14 protein-coding genes are annotated in these 15,674 nt (G+C 66.2%); 5 read left to right on the top strand and 9 right to left on the bottom strand.

Annotated elements, in window-relative coordinates; translation table 11 throughout:
• The first annotated feature begins 8 nt into the window (after positions 1-8).
• The gene (locus TSH20_RS10540; RefSeq protein WP_109074685.1) at positions 9-785 is read left to right on the top strand and encodes an SDR family NAD(P)-dependent oxidoreductase; all 777 of its coding nucleotides are present in this window, start codon (positions 9-11) and stop codon (positions 783-785) included.
• A gap of 81 nt (positions 786-866) precedes the next feature.
• Entirely contained in the window at positions 867-1,772 is a 906-nt protein-coding gene (locus TSH20_RS10535; protein WP_109074684.1) for an MBL fold metallo-hydrolase, read from the top strand.
• A 40-nt stretch (positions 1,773-1,812) separates the two neighbouring features.
• Here the strand turns inward: TSH20_RS10535 and TSH20_RS10530 are convergent, their stop codons facing one another.
• From TSH20_RS10530 to rraA, 4 genes are all read right to left on the bottom strand, one after another.
• A complete protein-coding gene (locus TSH20_RS10530; protein ID WP_109074683.1) occupies positions 1,813-2,100 on the bottom strand; it encodes a HigA family addiction module antitoxin in 288 nt (95 codons plus the stop codon).
• Between the two features lie 16 nt (positions 2,101-2,116).
• Positions 2,117-2,395 (bottom strand): type II toxin-antitoxin system RelE/ParE family toxin, encoded by a 279-nt coding sequence (locus TSH20_RS10525; protein ID WP_109074682.1) that lies wholly within the window; start codon positions 2,393-2,395, stop codon positions 2,117-2,119.
• Between the two features lie 125 nt (positions 2,396-2,520).
• Positions 2,521-5,112 (bottom strand): bifunctional aconitate hydratase 2/2-methylisocitrate dehydratase, encoded by a 2,592-nt coding sequence (gene acnB, locus TSH20_RS10520; protein ID WP_109074681.1) that lies wholly within the window; start codon positions 5,110-5,112, stop codon positions 2,521-2,523.
• Between the two features lie 202 nt (positions 5,113-5,314).
• Positions 5,315-5,830 carry a ribonuclease E activity regulator RraA gene (gene rraA / locus TSH20_RS10515; protein WP_109074680.1) on the bottom strand — a complete coding sequence of 172 codons (516 nt, stop codon included), beginning with the start codon at positions 5,828-5,830 and terminating at the stop codon, positions 5,315-5,317.
• 206 nt (positions 5,831-6,036) lie between these two features.
• On the opposite strand from rraA, the gene TSH20_RS10510 reads away from it, so the two are divergent.
• Positions 6,037-6,414 carry a hypothetical protein gene (locus TSH20_RS10510; RefSeq protein WP_109074679.1) on the top strand — a complete coding sequence of 126 codons (378 nt, stop codon included), beginning with the start codon at positions 6,037-6,039 and terminating at the stop codon, positions 6,412-6,414.
• Positions 6,415-6,685: 271 nt separating this feature from the next.
• Here the strand turns inward: TSH20_RS10510 and TSH20_RS10505 are convergent, their stop codons facing one another.
• Positions 6,686-7,570, bottom strand: a complete 885-nt coding sequence (locus tag TSH20_RS10505) for a MurR/RpiR family transcriptional regulator (RefSeq protein ID WP_109074678.1) — start codon at positions 7,568-7,570, stop codon at positions 6,686-6,688.
• Between the two features lie 396 nt (positions 7,571-7,966).
• Between TSH20_RS10505 and pflB the strand changes: the two genes are divergently transcribed.
• Positions 7,967-10,252: a formate C-acetyltransferase gene (gene pflB, locus TSH20_RS10500; RefSeq protein WP_109074677.1), complete on the top strand. Its 2,286-nt coding sequence runs from the start codon at positions 7,967-7,969 to the stop codon at positions 10,250-10,252.
• 236 nt (positions 10,253-10,488) lie between these two features.
• On the top strand, positions 10,489-11,256 hold the full coding sequence (gene pflA / locus TSH20_RS10495) for a pyruvate formate-lyase-activating protein (protein ID WP_109074676.1): 768 nt from the start codon (positions 10,489-10,491) through the stop codon (positions 11,254-11,256).
• A 22-nt stretch (positions 11,257-11,278) separates the two neighbouring features.
• Here pflA and TSH20_RS10490 read toward each other — a convergent pair whose 3' ends face one another.
• The 4 genes from TSH20_RS10490 to TSH20_RS10475 all read right to left on the bottom strand — a co-directional run bounded on the left by TSH20_RS10490 (position 11,279) and on the right by TSH20_RS10475 (position 15,611).
• Entirely contained in the window at positions 11,279-12,721 is a 1,443-nt protein-coding gene (locus TSH20_RS10490) for an FAD-binding oxidoreductase (protein WP_247871374.1), read from the bottom strand.
• Between the two features lie 256 nt (positions 12,722-12,977).
• Positions 12,978-14,021, bottom strand: coding sequence for a serine hydrolase domain-containing protein (locus TSH20_RS10485; protein WP_247871375.1), 1,044 nt, complete (start codon positions 14,019-14,021; stop codon positions 12,978-12,980).
• A gap of 177 nt (positions 14,022-14,198) precedes the next feature.
• Positions 14,199-15,263 (bottom strand): LacI family DNA-binding transcriptional regulator, encoded by a 1,065-nt coding sequence (locus TSH20_RS10480; protein ID WP_109074674.1) that lies wholly within the window; start codon positions 15,261-15,263, stop codon positions 14,199-14,201.
• 51 nt (positions 15,264-15,314) lie between these two features.
• Complete coding sequence (locus tag TSH20_RS10475; protein ID WP_109074673.1) at positions 15,315-15,611, bottom strand: hypothetical protein; 297 nt, start codon at positions 15,609-15,611, stop codon at positions 15,315-15,317.
• Positions 15,612-15,674 lie beyond the last annotated feature (63 nt).

Genomic DNA, 15,674 nt, shown 5'->3' with positions numbered 1-15,674 from the left:
ACCTGTCCATGTTCGACGATCTGAAGGGCCGCCGCGTCCTCATCACCGGCTCGACCCAGGGGATCGGGCTGGCCGCGGCTCAGGCTTTCGCCCGCTGCGGCGCCAAGGTCGGCATCAACGGCCGCAAGGCGCCGGCCAATCTCGACTCCACCCTGGCCGCGATGGAGCAGGCGGGCGGCGAAGCTGCCTTCTTCGCCGGCGACCTGAGCGACAGCGCTGCCTGCAAGGCGGTGGTGGACGCCTTCGTCGAACGGTTCGGCGGTATCGACGTGCTGATCAACAATGCCGGCGGGCTGGTCAGCCGCAAGCCGCTGGAGGAGATCGACGACGAGTTCTTCGACGCGGTGACCGACCTGAACGCCCGCTCCGCCCTGATGACCACCAAGCATGCCCTGCCGCATCTGCGGCAGTCGGCCAAGGACAGCGGGCAAACGTCCTCGGTGATCCTGGTGGGATCGGTCGCTGGATATACCGGCGGCGGGCCGGGCGCCGGGCTGTATGGGGCGGCCAAGGCGTGGCTGCATAACATCCAGAAGAATTGGGTCGCCTTCCACACCAAGGAGGGTATCCGGTTCAACACCGTGTCGCCGGGTACCTTCGATACCGCCTTCCATGCCGACAAGGACGAGGCGGCAAAAGCCCGCGTGTCGACCGGCATTCCAATGGGCCGCTTCGGCAAGCCGGAGGAATGCGCGCCGACCTTCCTGTTCTTCGCCTCCCACGCCTGCTCCGGATACATCACCGGGCAGGTGCTGGATGTGAATGGCGGCCAATTCATGCCGTAAAGAGGCTGGACCGGCAGGGGATCGCAGGACAAGCGCCGCTCCATGCTGTTGTCGTAAGACACGGGCAGGAGAGGAACGACCATGGCCAGGCAGATCCCCTTGTCGGAGGACAGCAGCGCGATCGATCCGGCACTCGACGCGCTGCGCAACGACCATACGCACGAGATTGCGCCCGACCTCGCCTATCGGCGGCTCGGCATCGTCAATGTGGTGTTCTGGGGTCCGCCGCGAGCCGGCGACCGCGAATGGGTGCTGATCGACACCGGACTGATCGGCACCAAGGGCTTCATCCGCAGCGCGGCGGCGGAGCGGTTCGGCCGCGATTCACGGCCGGCCGCCATCGTCATGACCCACGGCCATTTCGACCATGTCGGGGCGCTGGAGGATCTGGCGGAAGAGTGGGATACCCCGGTGTACGCCCACCCGCTGGAGCACCCCTATCTGAACGGGCAGGCCGCCTACCCGCCCGGTGATCCGTCGGTCGGCGGCGGCGCGATGGCGGCATTGGCGCGCTTCTATCCGCGCAAGCCGGTGGACGTCAGTTCCCGCTTGCGAGCCCTGCCCGAGGATGGATCGGTTCCGGTGATGCCCGGCTGGCGCTGGGTTCACACACCGGGGCACAGCGTCGGCCATGTCTCCTTCTGGCGGGAGCAAGACCGCTCGATGATCGTCGGCGACGCCTTCGTCACCACGGGGCAGGAGTCGGCCTATGCAGTGGCGGTTCAGCGGGCGGAAATGCACGGACCGCCCATGTACTTCACCGTCGAATGGGACAAGGCCAAGGATTCAGTCGCCCGGCTGGCGGCCCTGGAACCGGAACTGGTCATCACCGGCCATGGCGAACCAATGCACGGAGCCGAGATGCGAACCGCGCTGCACCGGCTGGCCGACGAGTTCGACGGTATCGCCATCCCACGCCGGGGGATCTATCTGGAAAAGCCGGCACGGGCGGAGGATGGAACCGCCTATTGCGGGCCAGAGGAATAGTGAAACACAGTCATAAGGGCGATGTCGACGTTGGTGAGCGTCACGCTGCGCGGGGATGGACGTCGCGTTCGATCTCCGCGCCATGCTCGCTGGCGGCAACCGACAGGTCATAGTCGGACTGCAGGTTCAGCCAGAATTGTGGCGTGGTGCCGAAGTAACGGGCAAGGCGTAAGGCGGTGTCGGCACTGATGCCCCGACGTTCGTTGACGATCTCGCCAATCCGGGTGGCGGGAACACGCAGAGCAATGGACAGCGCATTGGCCGTCAGCCCCAGCGGCTCCATGAATTCCTCCCGCAGGACTTCGCCGGGATGTGTTTTGACGCGCATCGTCTGATCCCCCCTCCTAATGGTAATCAACGATCTCCACCTCGTAGACGCCGTCCTCGCGCCAGACGAAGCAGACACGCCATTGGTCGTTGATGCGGATGCTATGCTGCCCAGCTCGATCTCCTCTGAGCGCTTCCAGTCGGTTCCCCGGTGGCGAACGCAAATCCTCCAACACTGCCGCAGCGTTCAGCATGTCCAGTCTCCGAACAGCGACTTTGGAGATGGCACCGAACTGACGGACGGCTTCGCCGTCATACAGCGCCTTGGTTCGCCGATCACGGAAACTGCGTATCATTCAAACACCATATAACGGAAAACGTTAAACGTCAAGCATTTCCTCGGAAGAGGGAATGGCAACAAAAAAACCCCCGCCGGATCGCTCCGACGGGGGTTTTCGTTAGCGACCGCTGTGTCCGGCTATCAGGCCGGGACGGCGACCTTGTCCGCGACTTCCTGGAAGGCCGGGATCTGGTCGAAGTTCATGTAGCGGTAGATGTCGGCGGCGGCCTGGTTCACCACGCCGACCTGGGCCAGATACTCCTCGGTGGTCGGGATCTTGCCCAGCAGCGCCGCGACGGCGGCCAGTTCGGCCGACGACAGGTAGACGCGGGTGTCAATACCCAGACGGTTCGGGAAGTTGCGGGTCGAGGTCGAGATGGCGGTCGAACCCTTGCGGACCTGCGCCTGGTTGCCCATGCACAGCGAGCAGCCCGGCATCTCCATGCGGGCGCCGGCCTTGCCGAGGGTGGCGTAATAGCCTTCCTCGGTCAGCATCATCGCGTCCATCTTCGTCGGCGGGGCGATCCACAGGCGGGTCGGGATGTCCGACTTGCCGTTCAGGATCTTACCGGCGGCGCGGAAGTGGCCGATGTTGGTCATGCAGGAACCGATGAACACCTCGTCGATCTTGTCGCCGGCGACCTCGGACAGCGTCTTCACGTCGTCCGGATCGTTCGGGCAGGCCAGGATCGGCTCCTTGATGTCGGCCAGATCGATCTCGATCACCGCGGCATACTCAGCGTCGGCATCGGGCTTCAGCAGCTGCGGATCGGCGATCCAAGCCTCCATCGCCTTGATGCGGCGCTCCAGGGTGCGCGCATCGGCGTACCCGTTGGCGATCATCCACTTCATCAGCGTGATGTTGGAGGTCATGTACTCGATGATCGGCTCTTTGCTGAGCTGCACGGTGCAGCCCGCCGCCGACCGCTCGGCCGAAGCATCGGACAGCTCGAATGCCTGCTCGACCTTCAGATCCGGCAGACCCTCGATCTCCAGGATGCGGCCGGAGAAGATGTTCTTCTTGCCCTTCTTCTCGACCGTCAGCAGACCGGCCTTGATCGCGTAGAGCGGGATGGCGTTGACGAGGTCACGCAGGGTGACGCCCGGCTGCATCGTGCCCTTGAAGCGGACCAGGACCGATTCCGGCATGTCCAGCGGCATGACGCCGGTGGCAGCGGCGAAGGCGACCAGACCGGAGCCGGCCGGGAAGCTGATGCCGATCGGGAAGCGGGTGTGGCTGTCGCCGCCGGTGCCGACGGTGTCCGGCAGCAGCAGGCGGTTCAGCCAGGAGTGGATGACGCCGTCGCCCGGACGCAGCGCGACGCCGCCGCGGGTGGAGATGAAGTCCGGCAGCTCATGGTGCATCTTCACGTCCACCAGCTTCGGATAAGCGGCGGTGTGGCAGAAGGACTGCATCACGAGGTCGGCCGAGAAGCCCAGGCAGGCCAGGTCCTTCAGCTCGTCGCGGGTCATCGGGCCGGTGGTGTCCTGCGACCCGACCGTGGTCATCTTCGGTTCGCAATAGGTGCCCGGACGGACGCCCTTGCCTTCGGCCAAGCCACAGGCGCGGCCGACCATCTTCTGGGCCAGCGTGAAGCCCTTGCCGGTGTCGGCCGGGGCGGCGGACTGGCGGAACAGGGTCGAGGGAGCCAGACCCAGCGCCTCGCGGGCGCGGGCGGTCAGGCCGCGGCCGATGATCAGCGGGATGCGGCCGCCGGCACGCACCTCGTCGAAGATCACCTCGGACTTCACGGTGAACTCGGCGATGACCTCGCCGTTCTTCAGGGCCTTGCCTTCATAGGGGCGCAGCTCGATGACGTCGCCCATCTCCATCTTGTTGACGTCCAACTCGATGGGCAGGGCGCCGGCGTCTTCCATCGTGTTGTAGAAGATCGGGGCGATCTTGGTGCCGAGGCAGACGCCGCCGAAACGCTTGTTCGGGACGAACGGGATGTCCTCGCCGGTAAACCACAGCACCGAGTTGGTGGCGGACTTGCGCGAGGAGCCGGTGCCGACCACGTCGCCGACATAGGCGATCAGGTTGCCCTTCTGCTTCAGCGCTTCCAGCTGCTTGGTCGGGCCGCGCTGGCCCGGCTCGTCGGCCTCGATGCCCGGACGCGGGTTCTTCAGCATGGCGAGCGCGTGCAGCGGGATGTCCGGACGGCTCCAGGCATCCGGGGCCGGCGACAGGTCGTCGGTGTTGGTCTCGCCCGACACCTTGAAGACGGTCAGCGTCATCGACGCCGGGACTTCCGGACGCGAGGTGAACCACTCGGCATCGGCCCAGGACTGCAGCACCGCCTTGGCGTTGGCGTTGCCCTTGTCGGCCAGTTCCTTGACGTCATGGAAGAAGTCGAAGACCAGCAGGGTCTTCTTCAGGCCTTCCGCGGCGGCGGCGCCGCATTCGGCGTCCGACAGCAGGTCGATCAGCGGCTGGACGTTGAAGCCGCCGAGCATGGTGCCCAGCAGTTCGGTGGCCTTGACCTTGGAGATCAGCGGCGAGCTGTCGTTGCCCTTGGCGACGGCGGCCAGGAAGCCGGCCTTGACGCGGGCGGCGTCATCGACGCCGGCCGGAACGCGGTGGGTGATGAGGTCGAGGAGGAAGGCCTCCTCGCCCGCCGGCGGGGCCTTCAGCAGGTCGATCAGCTCCGACGTCTGCTTCGCGGTCAGGGGCAGAGCCGGGATTCCGAGGGCGGCGCGTTCGGCCGCGTGCTGGCGATAGGCTTCGAGCACGGCAGGGTTCCTCATAAATGAAAGGCCGGCCCTTGGATGGGAACCGTGAGACGGCCCGCTTGAACTCAGGTCGGGTTTATATGCCCGCTTAAATGAAAGTGCAAGGGGGCGCCCCGCTTACGTGAAGCGGGCAGGATGAAGCAGCCATTCTTTTTGCACTGGTATTACCGGCGCTTGGTATGACCACTTTGCCAACCCCGCTTTACTTCAGCGCTGTGGCCTGCTCCGGCGTCAGCAGGACGATGCCGTCCTCGTCAGCGAACAGGATGTCGCCGGGACGGACCGCCGCACCGGGCAGTTCCACCGCCACGTCGACCAGCCCCTGGTCGCGGCGGGTGGAGGCGCGCGGGATCGACGCCAGCGCCTTGATGCCGAGCGGCAGGGTCGCCAGTTCCGCCACGTCGCGGACGCAGCCCCAGATCACCACGCCGGCCCAGCCGTTCTTGACGGCGGACGCGGCGATCATATCGCCCATCAGGGCGCAGCGCAGGCTGCCGGCGCCGTCAACCACCAGGACGCGGCCGGCGCCGGGGGTGGCCAGCAGTTCCTTGACGCGGGAATTGTCCTCCAGGCACTTCACGGTGACGACCTCGCCGGTGAAGCGGGTGACGGCGCCGAAGTCGCGGAAGCCCGGCAGGACGTAGCGGGCATCGTCCTTGAAACGGTCGAACAGGTCGCAGGTCGGGGTGAAGGCGGTGGTGATCTGATCTGTGCTCATGGCGATTGGGGCTCCGCAGCGTGAACGGTGCAGGGACTTTCTCCCGTCACCTCTTGCGCCAAAGGCGGGCGGGAGGCAAGGGCGGCGCGGCGCGACGACGGCAGGTCGGCGAACATGACGCAGGAGGCCTGCCGAACGTGCAGTCGACGCCGCAGCGACCCGCGCCCATATTTCCGGAAAGACGAGAAGAACCCGTGGTGTCCTCCATGACCATGCCGAAGATTGCCGCCGCCGGCGCGGCCGGTGCGCTGACCCTTCTGGTCTCGGCCTGCGCCTCCGTCATCTCGCCCCCGCCGGTGGCGCAGCCCGACCCGGCGGTGCTGAGCGCGCTGGAGCGCTACTCCGCGGGCGAGTGCAACCCGCAGACCGCGGCGGTGCTGACGGGGATGCATGTTCCGGCCGGTGATATCCGCGGCCTGAGCTACGGCCTCTACCGCGACGAGTTCCGCGACGCAATCGTCCGCTGGGACGCCTGGGTCTATCTGAAGGACCAGCCCGGCTCCCTGGTTGTCACGCTGGACGAGGATTGCCGGCCGATCCAAGTCTATGCCCGCGGCGGGGCGACGCTGCCGGGAAGCCGCTGAACCCGCCGCCCGATTGGGTAGAGGGCCGGGCGGATGGAACAGCGTGGAACAGGATCCCGGCAGTCGTTCCATGTCGCAGCGACCTGTCCTTCCGAAAGGAAGGGTGTCCGGTGGATGGAACATGGTGAAACATGATGCCTGATGCTGTTCCATCTGACCGGCCTCCGCATGCGGATGAGAAGGCCGGATTTTATAGGATTTCGCTCCTTTTTGGCGCGTTTGTTGAAAAGGACGCGGCCTGCGGCCCGTCCATGCGAACCTCTGACCTGTCTTAACTATCGCCGGCCCGCGCCGACACGGTCTCCGACACATGAGCGTCAACGGCGCGGTCGTGGCGCTTCAGCCGTTCCTGCAACGTGTCGCCCATGCGCAACGCCACGGCGATCGACAGGATGTCGCCCAGGACCAGATGGGCGATGCGGACGGTCATCGGCGAATGGATGTCGAAATCGTCGGCGATGTCGGCGACGAGGCTGACCGTCGCCATCTCCGCCAGCGGCGAGCCGGAGCGGGTCAGCGCCACCACGTCGGCGCCGGCCTTGCGGGCGTTCCGCACGGCATCGAGGATGTCACGGGTGCGGCCGGTGCTGGACACCGCGACCACCGCGTCACCCTTCGCCAGAGTCAGGGCGGAGGCGAAATAAACGTGGGAGTCGGTGTAGGCGACCGTCGGCATGCCCAGCCGGAAGAACTTGCGCTGGATATCCTCCGCCACCGTGCCGGAATTGCCGGAACCGTAGAATTCGATCCGCCGGGCGGAGGCCAGAACGTCGGCGGCGCGGTCCACCGCGTCGGCCGGCAGATTGTTGCGCACCTGCATCAGCGTGGCGATGGTGCGGTCGAACAGCTTGCCGGCCAGCACCGCTCCCGGCACCCCGCCCTCGGCATTCAACTCCCCGCCCGCCGACAGGTCCTGGTGCAGGAAGGGCATGCCGCCGGCGATGTCCTGCGCCAGCTTGATCTTGAATTCGCGAAAGCCGCGGCAGCCGAGAGCCGCGCAGAAACGCGCCACCGTCGGCTCGCTCACCCCGACCCGGTCGGCCAGTTCGGCCATCGACAGGTTGATGACGTCGCCCGGATGGGCCATCGCATAGTCGGCCAGCTTGCGTTCCGAGGGCCGGATCTGGTCGCGGACGGCGGCGATTCTCGCCAGCATTTGGGGGCTCTCCCTTCTGATTGTGGGTCAGCCTAGCACATGTAGCAAAGCTACATATACAGCGCTGCGAACGACCGATTCCATCACCCGGCCGAAGCGTCCTTTCCAAGCGTTTCCAAGCTGTCAGACTTGGCCCTGCGACAAAATGTCGAGCCGGTTCGCCTTGTCCGGAAGCCCGTCCGGGAGTATGTAGTAAAACTACAGAGCGGGCGCAAATCACGGCATCCAACCATGGCATCTGCCGTCCACCGCCCGCTCTGAAAATATGACGTGTATCAACGAATCCGGCGCCCATCGCGCCTATGCTTCCAATCGTCCCGCGCGGTTCGCGGGCACCACGAGACTGCCGACACGGCCTATGATCCGCGCCGACGTCTGAATCTCTGAGGAGTCATCATGGACACCCTGCTGATGGACGGACTTGCCCAGACAACGGAGCAGCAGTCCGCCGCCGACCCCTGGCGCGGTTTCGCCCCGGGCGTCTGGCGCCGCTCGGTCGACGTCCGCGATTTCATCCAGCGCAACCTGTGCCCTTATGAAGGCGACGCGGGCTTCGTCGCCGGTCCCACCGCCCGCACCACCGCGCTGTTCGCCAAGGTCACCGACCTGCTGAAGCAGGAACGCGCCGCCAAGGGCGGCGTACTGGACGCCGACACCGAAGTCTTCGCCTCCATCACCTCGCACGCCGCCGGCTACATCGACCAGGAACTGGAGGTCATCGTCGGCCTGCAGACCGAAAAGCCGCTGAAGCGCGCGATCATGCCGTTCGGCGGCTGGCGCATGGTCAAGACGGGCCTGGAAGCCTACGGCTTCACCCCGTCGCCGAAGCTGGAAGAGATCTTCCCGGCCCTGCGCAAGACGCACAATGACGGCGTGTTCGACGTGTACACGCCCGAGATGCTGCGCTGCCGCAAGTCCGGCGTCATCACCGGCCTGCCCGACGCCTACGGCCGCGGCCGCATCATCGGCGACTATCGCCGGCTGGCTCTCTACGGCGCCGATTTCCTGATCAAGGACAAGAAGGCCCAGCTCGCCTCGCTGGAGGTCAGCCGCATCGACGAGGACGTCCTGCGCCTGCGCGAGGAAATCTCCGAGCAGATCCGCGCGCTGAAGGAGCTGGTCGAGATGGCCGCCTCCTACGGCTTCGACGTCAAGCATCCGGCCGCGACGGCGCGGGAAGCGGTGCAGTGGACCTATCTGGCCTATCTGGCGGCGGTGAAGGAAGCCAACGGCGCGGCGATGTCGCTGGGCCGGGTGTCCAGCTTCCTCGACATCTACATCGAGCGCGACCTGCGCGACGGCGTCATCACCGAGGCGGAAGCCCAGGAGATGATCGACCATTTCGTGATGAAGCTGCGCATGGTCCGCTTCCTGCGCACGCCGGAATACGACCAGCTGTTCTCGGGCGACCCGACCTGGGTCACGGAATGCCTGGGCGGCATGGGGCTGGACGGCCGGACGCTGGTCACCAAGACCAACTTCCGCATGCTGCAGACCCTGCACAATCTGGGTCCGGCGCCGGAACCGAACCTGACGGTCCTGTGGTCGGAACAGCTGCCGGACGGCTTCAAGCGCTTCTGCGCCGACACCTCGATCAAGACCTGCTCGGTCCAGTACGAGAACGACGACCTGATGCGCGGCTATTGGGGCGACGATTACGGCATCGCCTGCTGCGTGTCGGCGATGCGCATCGGCAAGCAGATGCAGTTCTTCGGCGCCCGCGCCAATCTGGCCAAGACGCTGCTGTACGCCATCAACGGCGGCAAGGACGAGGTTTCGGGCGAGCAGATCGGCCCGGCCTTCGCGCCCATCACCGGCGACGTGCTGGACTATGACGAGGTCATGGCCCGCTTCGAGCCGATGATGGAGTGGTTGGCCAAGGTCTACATGAACGCGCTGAACGCCATCCACTACATGCATGACAAGTACATGTACGAGCGGATGGAGATGGCCCTGCACGACCGCGACATCCTGCGCACCATGGCCTGCGGCATCGCCGGCCTGAGCGTGGTGGCGGACAGCCTGTCGGCGATCAAGTTTGCCAAGGTGAAGGTCATCCGCGACGCCAGCGGCCTCGCCACCGACTTCGAGATCGAGGGCGACTATCCGGCCTTCGGCAACAACGACGCCCGGGTGGACGACATCGCGGTGTGGGCGGTCGAGCGCTTCATGACGGCGCTGCGCAAGCAGAAGGCCTACCGGAACGCGATGCCGACGCAGTCGGTGCTGACGATCACCTCCAACGTGGTCTATGGCAAGAAGACCGGCAACACGCCGGACGGCCGCAAGGCCGGCCAGCCCTTCGCGCCGGGTGCCAACCCGATGCACGGGCGGGACAGGAAGGGCGCCATCGCGTCGATGGCCAGCGTGGCGAAGCTGCCCTATTCGCACGCGCAGGACGGCATCAGCTACACCTTCACCATCGTCCCGGGTGCGTTGGGCCGCACCGAGGACGAGCGGGTGAGCAATCTGGTCGGCATGCTGGACGGCTATGCCCACCAGGGTGGCCACCACATCAACGTCAACGTCTTCGACCGTGAAACGCTGCTTCATGCCATGGACCATCCGGAGCTGTATCCGCAGCTGACCATCCGGGTGTCCGGCTACGCGGTGAACTTCATCAAGCTGACGCGCGAGCAGCAGCTCGACGTGATCAGCCGGACGTTCCACGACAAGCATTGAGGAGCGACCAACTCACCCTTGTAAAATCCCCTCTCCCCCCTGGGGAGAGGGTTAGGGTGAGGGGGCAGCACAGGCGCCAGCCTGTGCCAGGGGATTGCCAAGGGGCAGTATGCCCCTTGGCGGCGCGCTAAGCGCGCCGGCCCCCTCACCCTCCCCACGCCTTCGGCGTGGGTCCCCTCCCTCTCCCCGGGGGAGAGAGGGCGAGGCGGTCCGATTTTTTTAAAGAGCAAGCTCCCATGACACAGCCTCCCACCCTCCCCCAAGCCCGCCCCGGCTCCGTTTCCGGCTGGGTCCATTCGGTCGAGACCGGGGGCACGGTGGATGGGCCGGGGATCCGCTATGTGCTGTTCATGTCAGGCTGTCCGCTGCGCTGCCTGTACTGCCACAACCCCGACACCCAGCACATGCATGACGGGACGCGGACGACCTCGACCGAAGTCCTCGACGACATTGCTCTCTATGCCGAATTCCTGAAGCGCGCCCATGGCGGGCTGACGCTGAGCGGCGGCGAGCCGCTGGTGCAGCCGGAGTTCGCCGCCGCCATCCTGCGCGGGGCGAAGGCGCTGGGCATGCACACCGCGCTCGACACTTCCGGCTTCCTCGGCAACCATGCCGACGATCATCTGCTGGAGGATGTCGATCTCGTCCTTCTCGACATCAAGGCGTTTTCCGAGAAGACCTATCGCCACCTGACCGGCGTTCCGCTGCGCCCGACGCTGGAGTTCGCGGAGCGGCTCGCCGGGATGAACAAGCGCATCTGGCTGCGCTATGTGCTGGTCCCCAACCTGACCGACGACGCGGCCGAGATCGACGGGCTGGCCGAGTTCGTCGCCGGACTGGGAGTGGTCGACCGGGTCGACGTGCTGCCCTTCCACAAGATGGGCGAGCATAAATGGAAGGCATTGGGGCGCAAATACATGCTGACCGACACCGAACCACCCTCGCGCGAGCTGGTGGAGCGGGTGCGGGAGCAGTTCCAGGCGCGGGGGCTGCGGGCGGACTGAACCCGCAGCCTTTCCGCCGTGATTACGCCGGGCGAATCGCCTGGGCGAAAGTGAAGAGCATGGCCGGGTCGACCGCCTTCTTCACCTGGGCCAGCTTGGCGAGATTTTCGCCGTAATAAGCCCGCTGCCAATCGGCCAGCGACGGATCGGGGAAGTTCTGGAAGGCGCCCTGCGCCCTGGTGCGGCGGTTGACGTCGTCGTAGAAGCGCTGCTGCCACTCCAGCGCCTGCTCGATCAGCAGGGCGGAGTCCGTCGGCCGCCACCAGTTGGCCTCAACCGAGAACAGCCAGTCGTAGCCGCGGTGGACATAGGCGGTCTCGGTCGGGCCGACGCGGTTGATGGCGCCGCCGACCTGGAAGAACTTGAAGGCCACCGGCATCGAGGTGGCGGGCATCTTCGCCGCCCAATCGAACATCGCGGCGATGGCCTCGTCGCCGATGTCCGCGGCCTTCATGTAGCTGGATTTTTCCTGGTAGTAGTAGGGGAAGGTCGTCTCCACCAGGAAGTCCTGTGCCGTCCAATAGGGCACATTCTCCTTCACCTGCGACTGGACCTTGTCGATCAGCTCCCAGGTGGATTTGAAGATGTCCTTCAGCGTCAGGTTCGATTTGTGCAGCTGGCCGAGGATTGACAGCTTCAGCGGCACATTGGCGCAACGTTCCTGCCAGCTGGGGATGGTGACGTTGATCTTGCTGCCGAACTCGTCTGGGGCAGCCGCCAGTTCGGTCAGCAGAAGCTTCAGGACCTTCGGCAGATCCTTGGTCCAGACCAGATTGAACACCGTCACCGGCTCCGCCGGGCGGGTCTCCAGGGTGAAGGAGGTGTTGATGCCGAAATTGCCGCCGGCACCACCACGGCAGGCCCAATAGAGGGCGGACTCGGTGGCGGAATCGGCCTTCACATGGCTGCCGTCCGCCGTCACCAGTTCGGTCGCCCGCAGCAGGTCGGACGCCATGCCGAACTTGCGCATGTTGAAGCCGATGCCGCCGCCCAGCAGGAAGCCGGCGGCGCCGACCGAATCGCAGCGCCCGTGGGTGATGGTGCGGCCCAGCCGCTCCATCTGTTTGTAGACGGCGGAGTTGAGCGTGCCGCCCTGGACCGTGACCAGCCCGTCCTTGCCCGGCAGCAGTTCGGCCCCCGTCATCAGCGACATGTCGATCAGCAGGCCGGGCGTGGTGGAGAAGCCGGCGTAGCTGTGGCCGCCGGAGCGGACGGCGAAGGGCATGGCCTGCTCCTTCACCCACTTGATGCAGGCCTGGACGTCCAGCGGGTTCGCGCAACGCGCGATGCCGGCCGGCAGGGTGGCGCCATAGCGCAGGTTGTTCGGGCGGCAGATATCGGCGAAGAAGGGATCCTCCGGCCGCAGCACCGCCCCTCCCTTCACCGCTTTCGCCAGATCCGTCCAGGCCGAAGGCGGCGGACAGTAGGCCCCGCCCCCCTCCGCCGCGAAGGCGGAACCGGGCATAAGCCGAACCGCGGCCGCCGCGCCTGCGAAACGGCCGGCCCCGACAAGGAAGTTGCGGCGGGAAGAATGCAGTCCGAGCACCATGAGCCTGCCAACCCTTCTTTGTGAGTTGTGTTTATAGAAACTTATTATCCTAACGATAATAAATTCCGTCAACAGAGCACGCACAGCGTCGATTATCGAGACATCATGTCGCTGTTGCGTGTGCCGGTGCGCGGCTGGCCGGTCACCGCCTGTTTGCACACTGCCTTTCTGCTCAGGGGCTGAATACCTCCTCCGCCACCGCATCCAGCAGGGCGCCGTCGCTCTGCTGGTTGCCGTTCGTCAGGAAGATCAGCGCGGTGCGGCGGCCAGGGTAATAGCGGACATCGGCCTCGAACCCGTCGTAACGCCCGTCATGGCCGACGCCGCGTCCCCAGCGGTCCTTCCACAGCGCGACGCCAAGCCCCTGCCCTTCCTCGTTCTCCGACGGGGTCAGCATGCGCCGGACAGTCGCCGCCCCCAGCAGCCGGTTGTCGCGGAACAGGGCGAAGACGAAGCGTTCCAGATCGCCGACGGTGGTGACCAGCGGCCCGTCGCCGGTGGTCGCCACCCAGGACCGGCGGCTGACGTCGCCCTCCTCGGTATAGCCGTGGGCAAGGCTGCGGTCGCGCGGATCGGCGCCCACACTGGTCGAAGCCATCCCGGCCTGTTCCAGCACCCGGTTCCGCAAAACCTGCGCGAGGGGAACGCCGTCGCGCAGCGATGCGATGTGGCCGAGCAGGACATAGTTGCTGTTGGAATACTCGTAATGCCCGCCGACCGGCCCGGTCGCCTTCTCCCCCGCCGCATAGGCGAGCAGAGCGCCGTTGCGCGGCAGCTTTTCCGGCTTGGCCGCCTCATCCTCCTGATAGGCGTCGGTGATGTAGTCGGGAATGCCCGAGCTGTGGTCGAGCAGATGGACCAGACGCGCCCGGTTGGCGTTGGCCAGCTTGTCCAGCGGCAGGTCGGGGGCCAATCCCCGCACCGGCTGGTCGAGCGAGAGCAGGCCCTCCTCCACCTGTTGCAGCACGGCAGCGGCGGTCGCCATCTTGCCGACGGAGGCGACGTAGAAGCGGGTGTCCTCCGTCACCGGCCGCTCTCCCTTGCGGTCGGCGATGCCGGACACCACCACCCGCCGCCCGTCTGGACCCGACACCAGCAGGATGCCGCCATCCAGTTCCTCGTCGGCGAGGAAGCGGTCGAGCAGCCGTTGCAGGCGATCGGGCTTGGCGGCGCCAGCTTCGGACAGCGGAACCGCAAGGGCCAGCAGTAGCGCCAAGCCCGGCATCAGCCGGGGCAAACGCCTGATGAAGTTCCGGAATCCGCCGGGTCCGTCCAATCCTTGCGCCTGCATGATCCCTGTCCAATCCAGTGAACGGCTCGGCAGAGATACGCCGAAAGCCATAACCGAATTTGAGGGTATGCCCTGCAATCGGGAAACGGCAAGACGCGGAAGCTACCGCTTCGCGACCGGCCGGGTGCTGCCGCGGATCACCAGTTCGCAGTCCAGGTTGTGGTGCTTCGCCGTGACGCGGGTGCCGTTCAAGGCCGCCAGGATCTGGGTGGCGCTGAGACGGCCGATCTCGCGCTGGGGCGGACGGACGGTGGTCAGCGGCGGCGGGCAGGAGTTGCTGAAGGGCAGATCGCCGAAGCCCACCACCGCCAGATCGTCGGGCACGCGCAGGTCGCGGCGGGTGACCTCGAACAGCACGCCCAGCGCCAGAGCGTCGTTGGAGCAGACCACGCCGTCGATGTCGGGATGGCGGGTCAGGATCTCGTCGATCAGCCAGCGGCCGACCTCCGTCGTCGCCGCATCGGGAACGGTGAAGTCGATGGGATCGTGCAGGCCGCGGCGCATCACCTCCGCCTCGTAACCGTCGGTGCGGCTGCGCACGCGCAGGTCCTGGCTGGCGGCGGCGCCGATATAGGCGACCTTGCGGCTGCCCTGGTCGTAGAGGTGGCTGGTCTGCATGCGGCCGACCTCGAAATGCGAGAAGCCGACGCTGATGTTGACCGCCTCGCCGGGGTGCCCCGGCATGTCCCACATCTCCACCACCGGTACCCCGCAGGAGGCCAGCATGGCGCGGGTCCGCTCGGTGTGGTGGAAGCCGGTCACCACCATCGCCGCCGGCGACCAGGCGAGGAAGGCGCGGATCAGGCTTTCCTCCTCCTCCGGGCTGAATTCGCTGACGCCCAGCAGGGTCTGGTAATGCGCCGCCTGGAACATGCCCTGGAGCGTGTTGTAGGTCTCTGCGAAGAAGGAGTTCAGGATCGACGGCAGGATGACGCCGACGGTGCGGCTGCGCGCCGCGGCGAGGCTGCCGGCGACCAGATTGGGCACATAGCCCATCTCGTCGATCACCCGCGCGATGCGTTCGGCGAGGTGGCGCGACACCGATTCCGGCCGGCGGAGATAGAGCGAGACGGTGCTGGGCGACACGTCGGCGGCGGCGGCCACGTCGGTCATCGTCACCCGCTGGGTGCCGCGGCGCGTCCGCTTCCTGGTTTCGGTCGTCTGCATCGTCGGTCTTCCTCACGCATCAGGTGGCCTTGCCCATCAGTGGGCGGCCGGTCAGTGCCGCGTCGGCGGATCGGCGAGCGCAAGGACGGCAAGGGCCTCGATCGCGTCGTGAACGAGCTGATAGGCGGCCTCGATCCGGCAGAGCGCACGGTCGCATTCGTCGTCATCGTCGCGCGTCTCCTGCCGGACGGCCCGGAACAGGGTCAGCGCTTCGCGACCGATGATCCTATGGCAAGCCTGCAGTCCGCAATCCTCTTGCAGCGCGAGCGGGATATGCAGCAGGCGATGGCGCAGCACCGCCGCATCGAGTTCCAGTTCGGCGATCCGCCGGGTCAGAAGGGGTGTCATTGATGTCATGCCCAGCGGGGCGCATCCCATCGGACACGCCCCGCTTCATAAAATGGCTGCCGG

The organism is Azospirillum sp. TSH20 (assembly GCF_003115935.1).
Taxonomy (GTDB): domain Bacteria; phylum Pseudomonadota; class Alphaproteobacteria; order Azospirillales; family Azospirillaceae; genus Azospirillum.
This window is presented reverse-complemented; position numbering and strand designations above follow the sequence as displayed.

What these genes read in the sequence shown, in the direction of transcription:
- TSH20_RS10475 (WP_109074673.1), bottom strand. Translation starts at nt 15,611, where the DNA reads ATGACACCCCTTCTGACCCGGCGGATCGCCGAACTGGAACTCGATGCG.
- TSH20_RS10505 (WP_109074678.1), bottom strand. Translation starts at nt 7,570, where the DNA reads ATGCTGGCGAGAATCGCCGCCGTCCGCGACCAGATCCGGCCCTCGGAA.
- rraA (WP_109074680.1), bottom strand. Translation starts at nt 5,830, where the DNA reads ATGAGCACAGATCAGATCACCACCGCCTTCACCCCGACCTGCGACCTG.
- pflA (WP_109074676.1), top strand. Translation starts at nt 10,489, where the DNA reads ATGACACAGCCTCCCACCCTCCCCCAAGCCCGCCCCGGCTCCGTTTCC.
- pflB (WP_109074677.1), top strand. Translation starts at nt 7,967, where the DNA reads ATGGACACCCTGCTGATGGACGGACTTGCCCAGACAACGGAGCAGCAG.
- TSH20_RS10480 (WP_109074674.1), bottom strand. Translation starts at nt 15,263, where the DNA reads ATGCAGACGACCGAAACCAGGAAGCGGACGCGCCGCGGCACCCAGCGG.
- TSH20_RS10525 (WP_109074682.1), bottom strand. Translation starts at nt 2,395, where the DNA reads ATGATACGCAGTTTCCGTGATCGGCGAACCAAGGCGCTGTATGACGGC.
- TSH20_RS10510 (WP_109074679.1), top strand. Translation starts at nt 6,037, where the DNA reads ATGACCATGCCGAAGATTGCCGCCGCCGGCGCGGCCGGTGCGCTGACC.
- TSH20_RS10530 (WP_109074683.1), bottom strand. Translation starts at nt 2,100, where the DNA reads ATGCGCGTCAAAACACATCCCGGCGAAGTCCTGCGGGAGGAATTCATG.
- TSH20_RS10490 (WP_247871374.1), bottom strand. Translation starts at nt 12,721, where the DNA reads ATGCCCGGTTCCGCCTTCGCGGCGGAGGGGGGCGGGGCCTACTGTCCG.
- TSH20_RS10540 (WP_109074685.1), top strand. Translation starts at nt 9, where the DNA reads ATGTTCGACGATCTGAAGGGCCGCCGCGTCCTCATCACCGGCTCGACC.
- TSH20_RS10535 (WP_109074684.1), top strand. Translation starts at nt 867, where the DNA reads ATGGCCAGGCAGATCCCCTTGTCGGAGGACAGCAGCGCGATCGATCCG.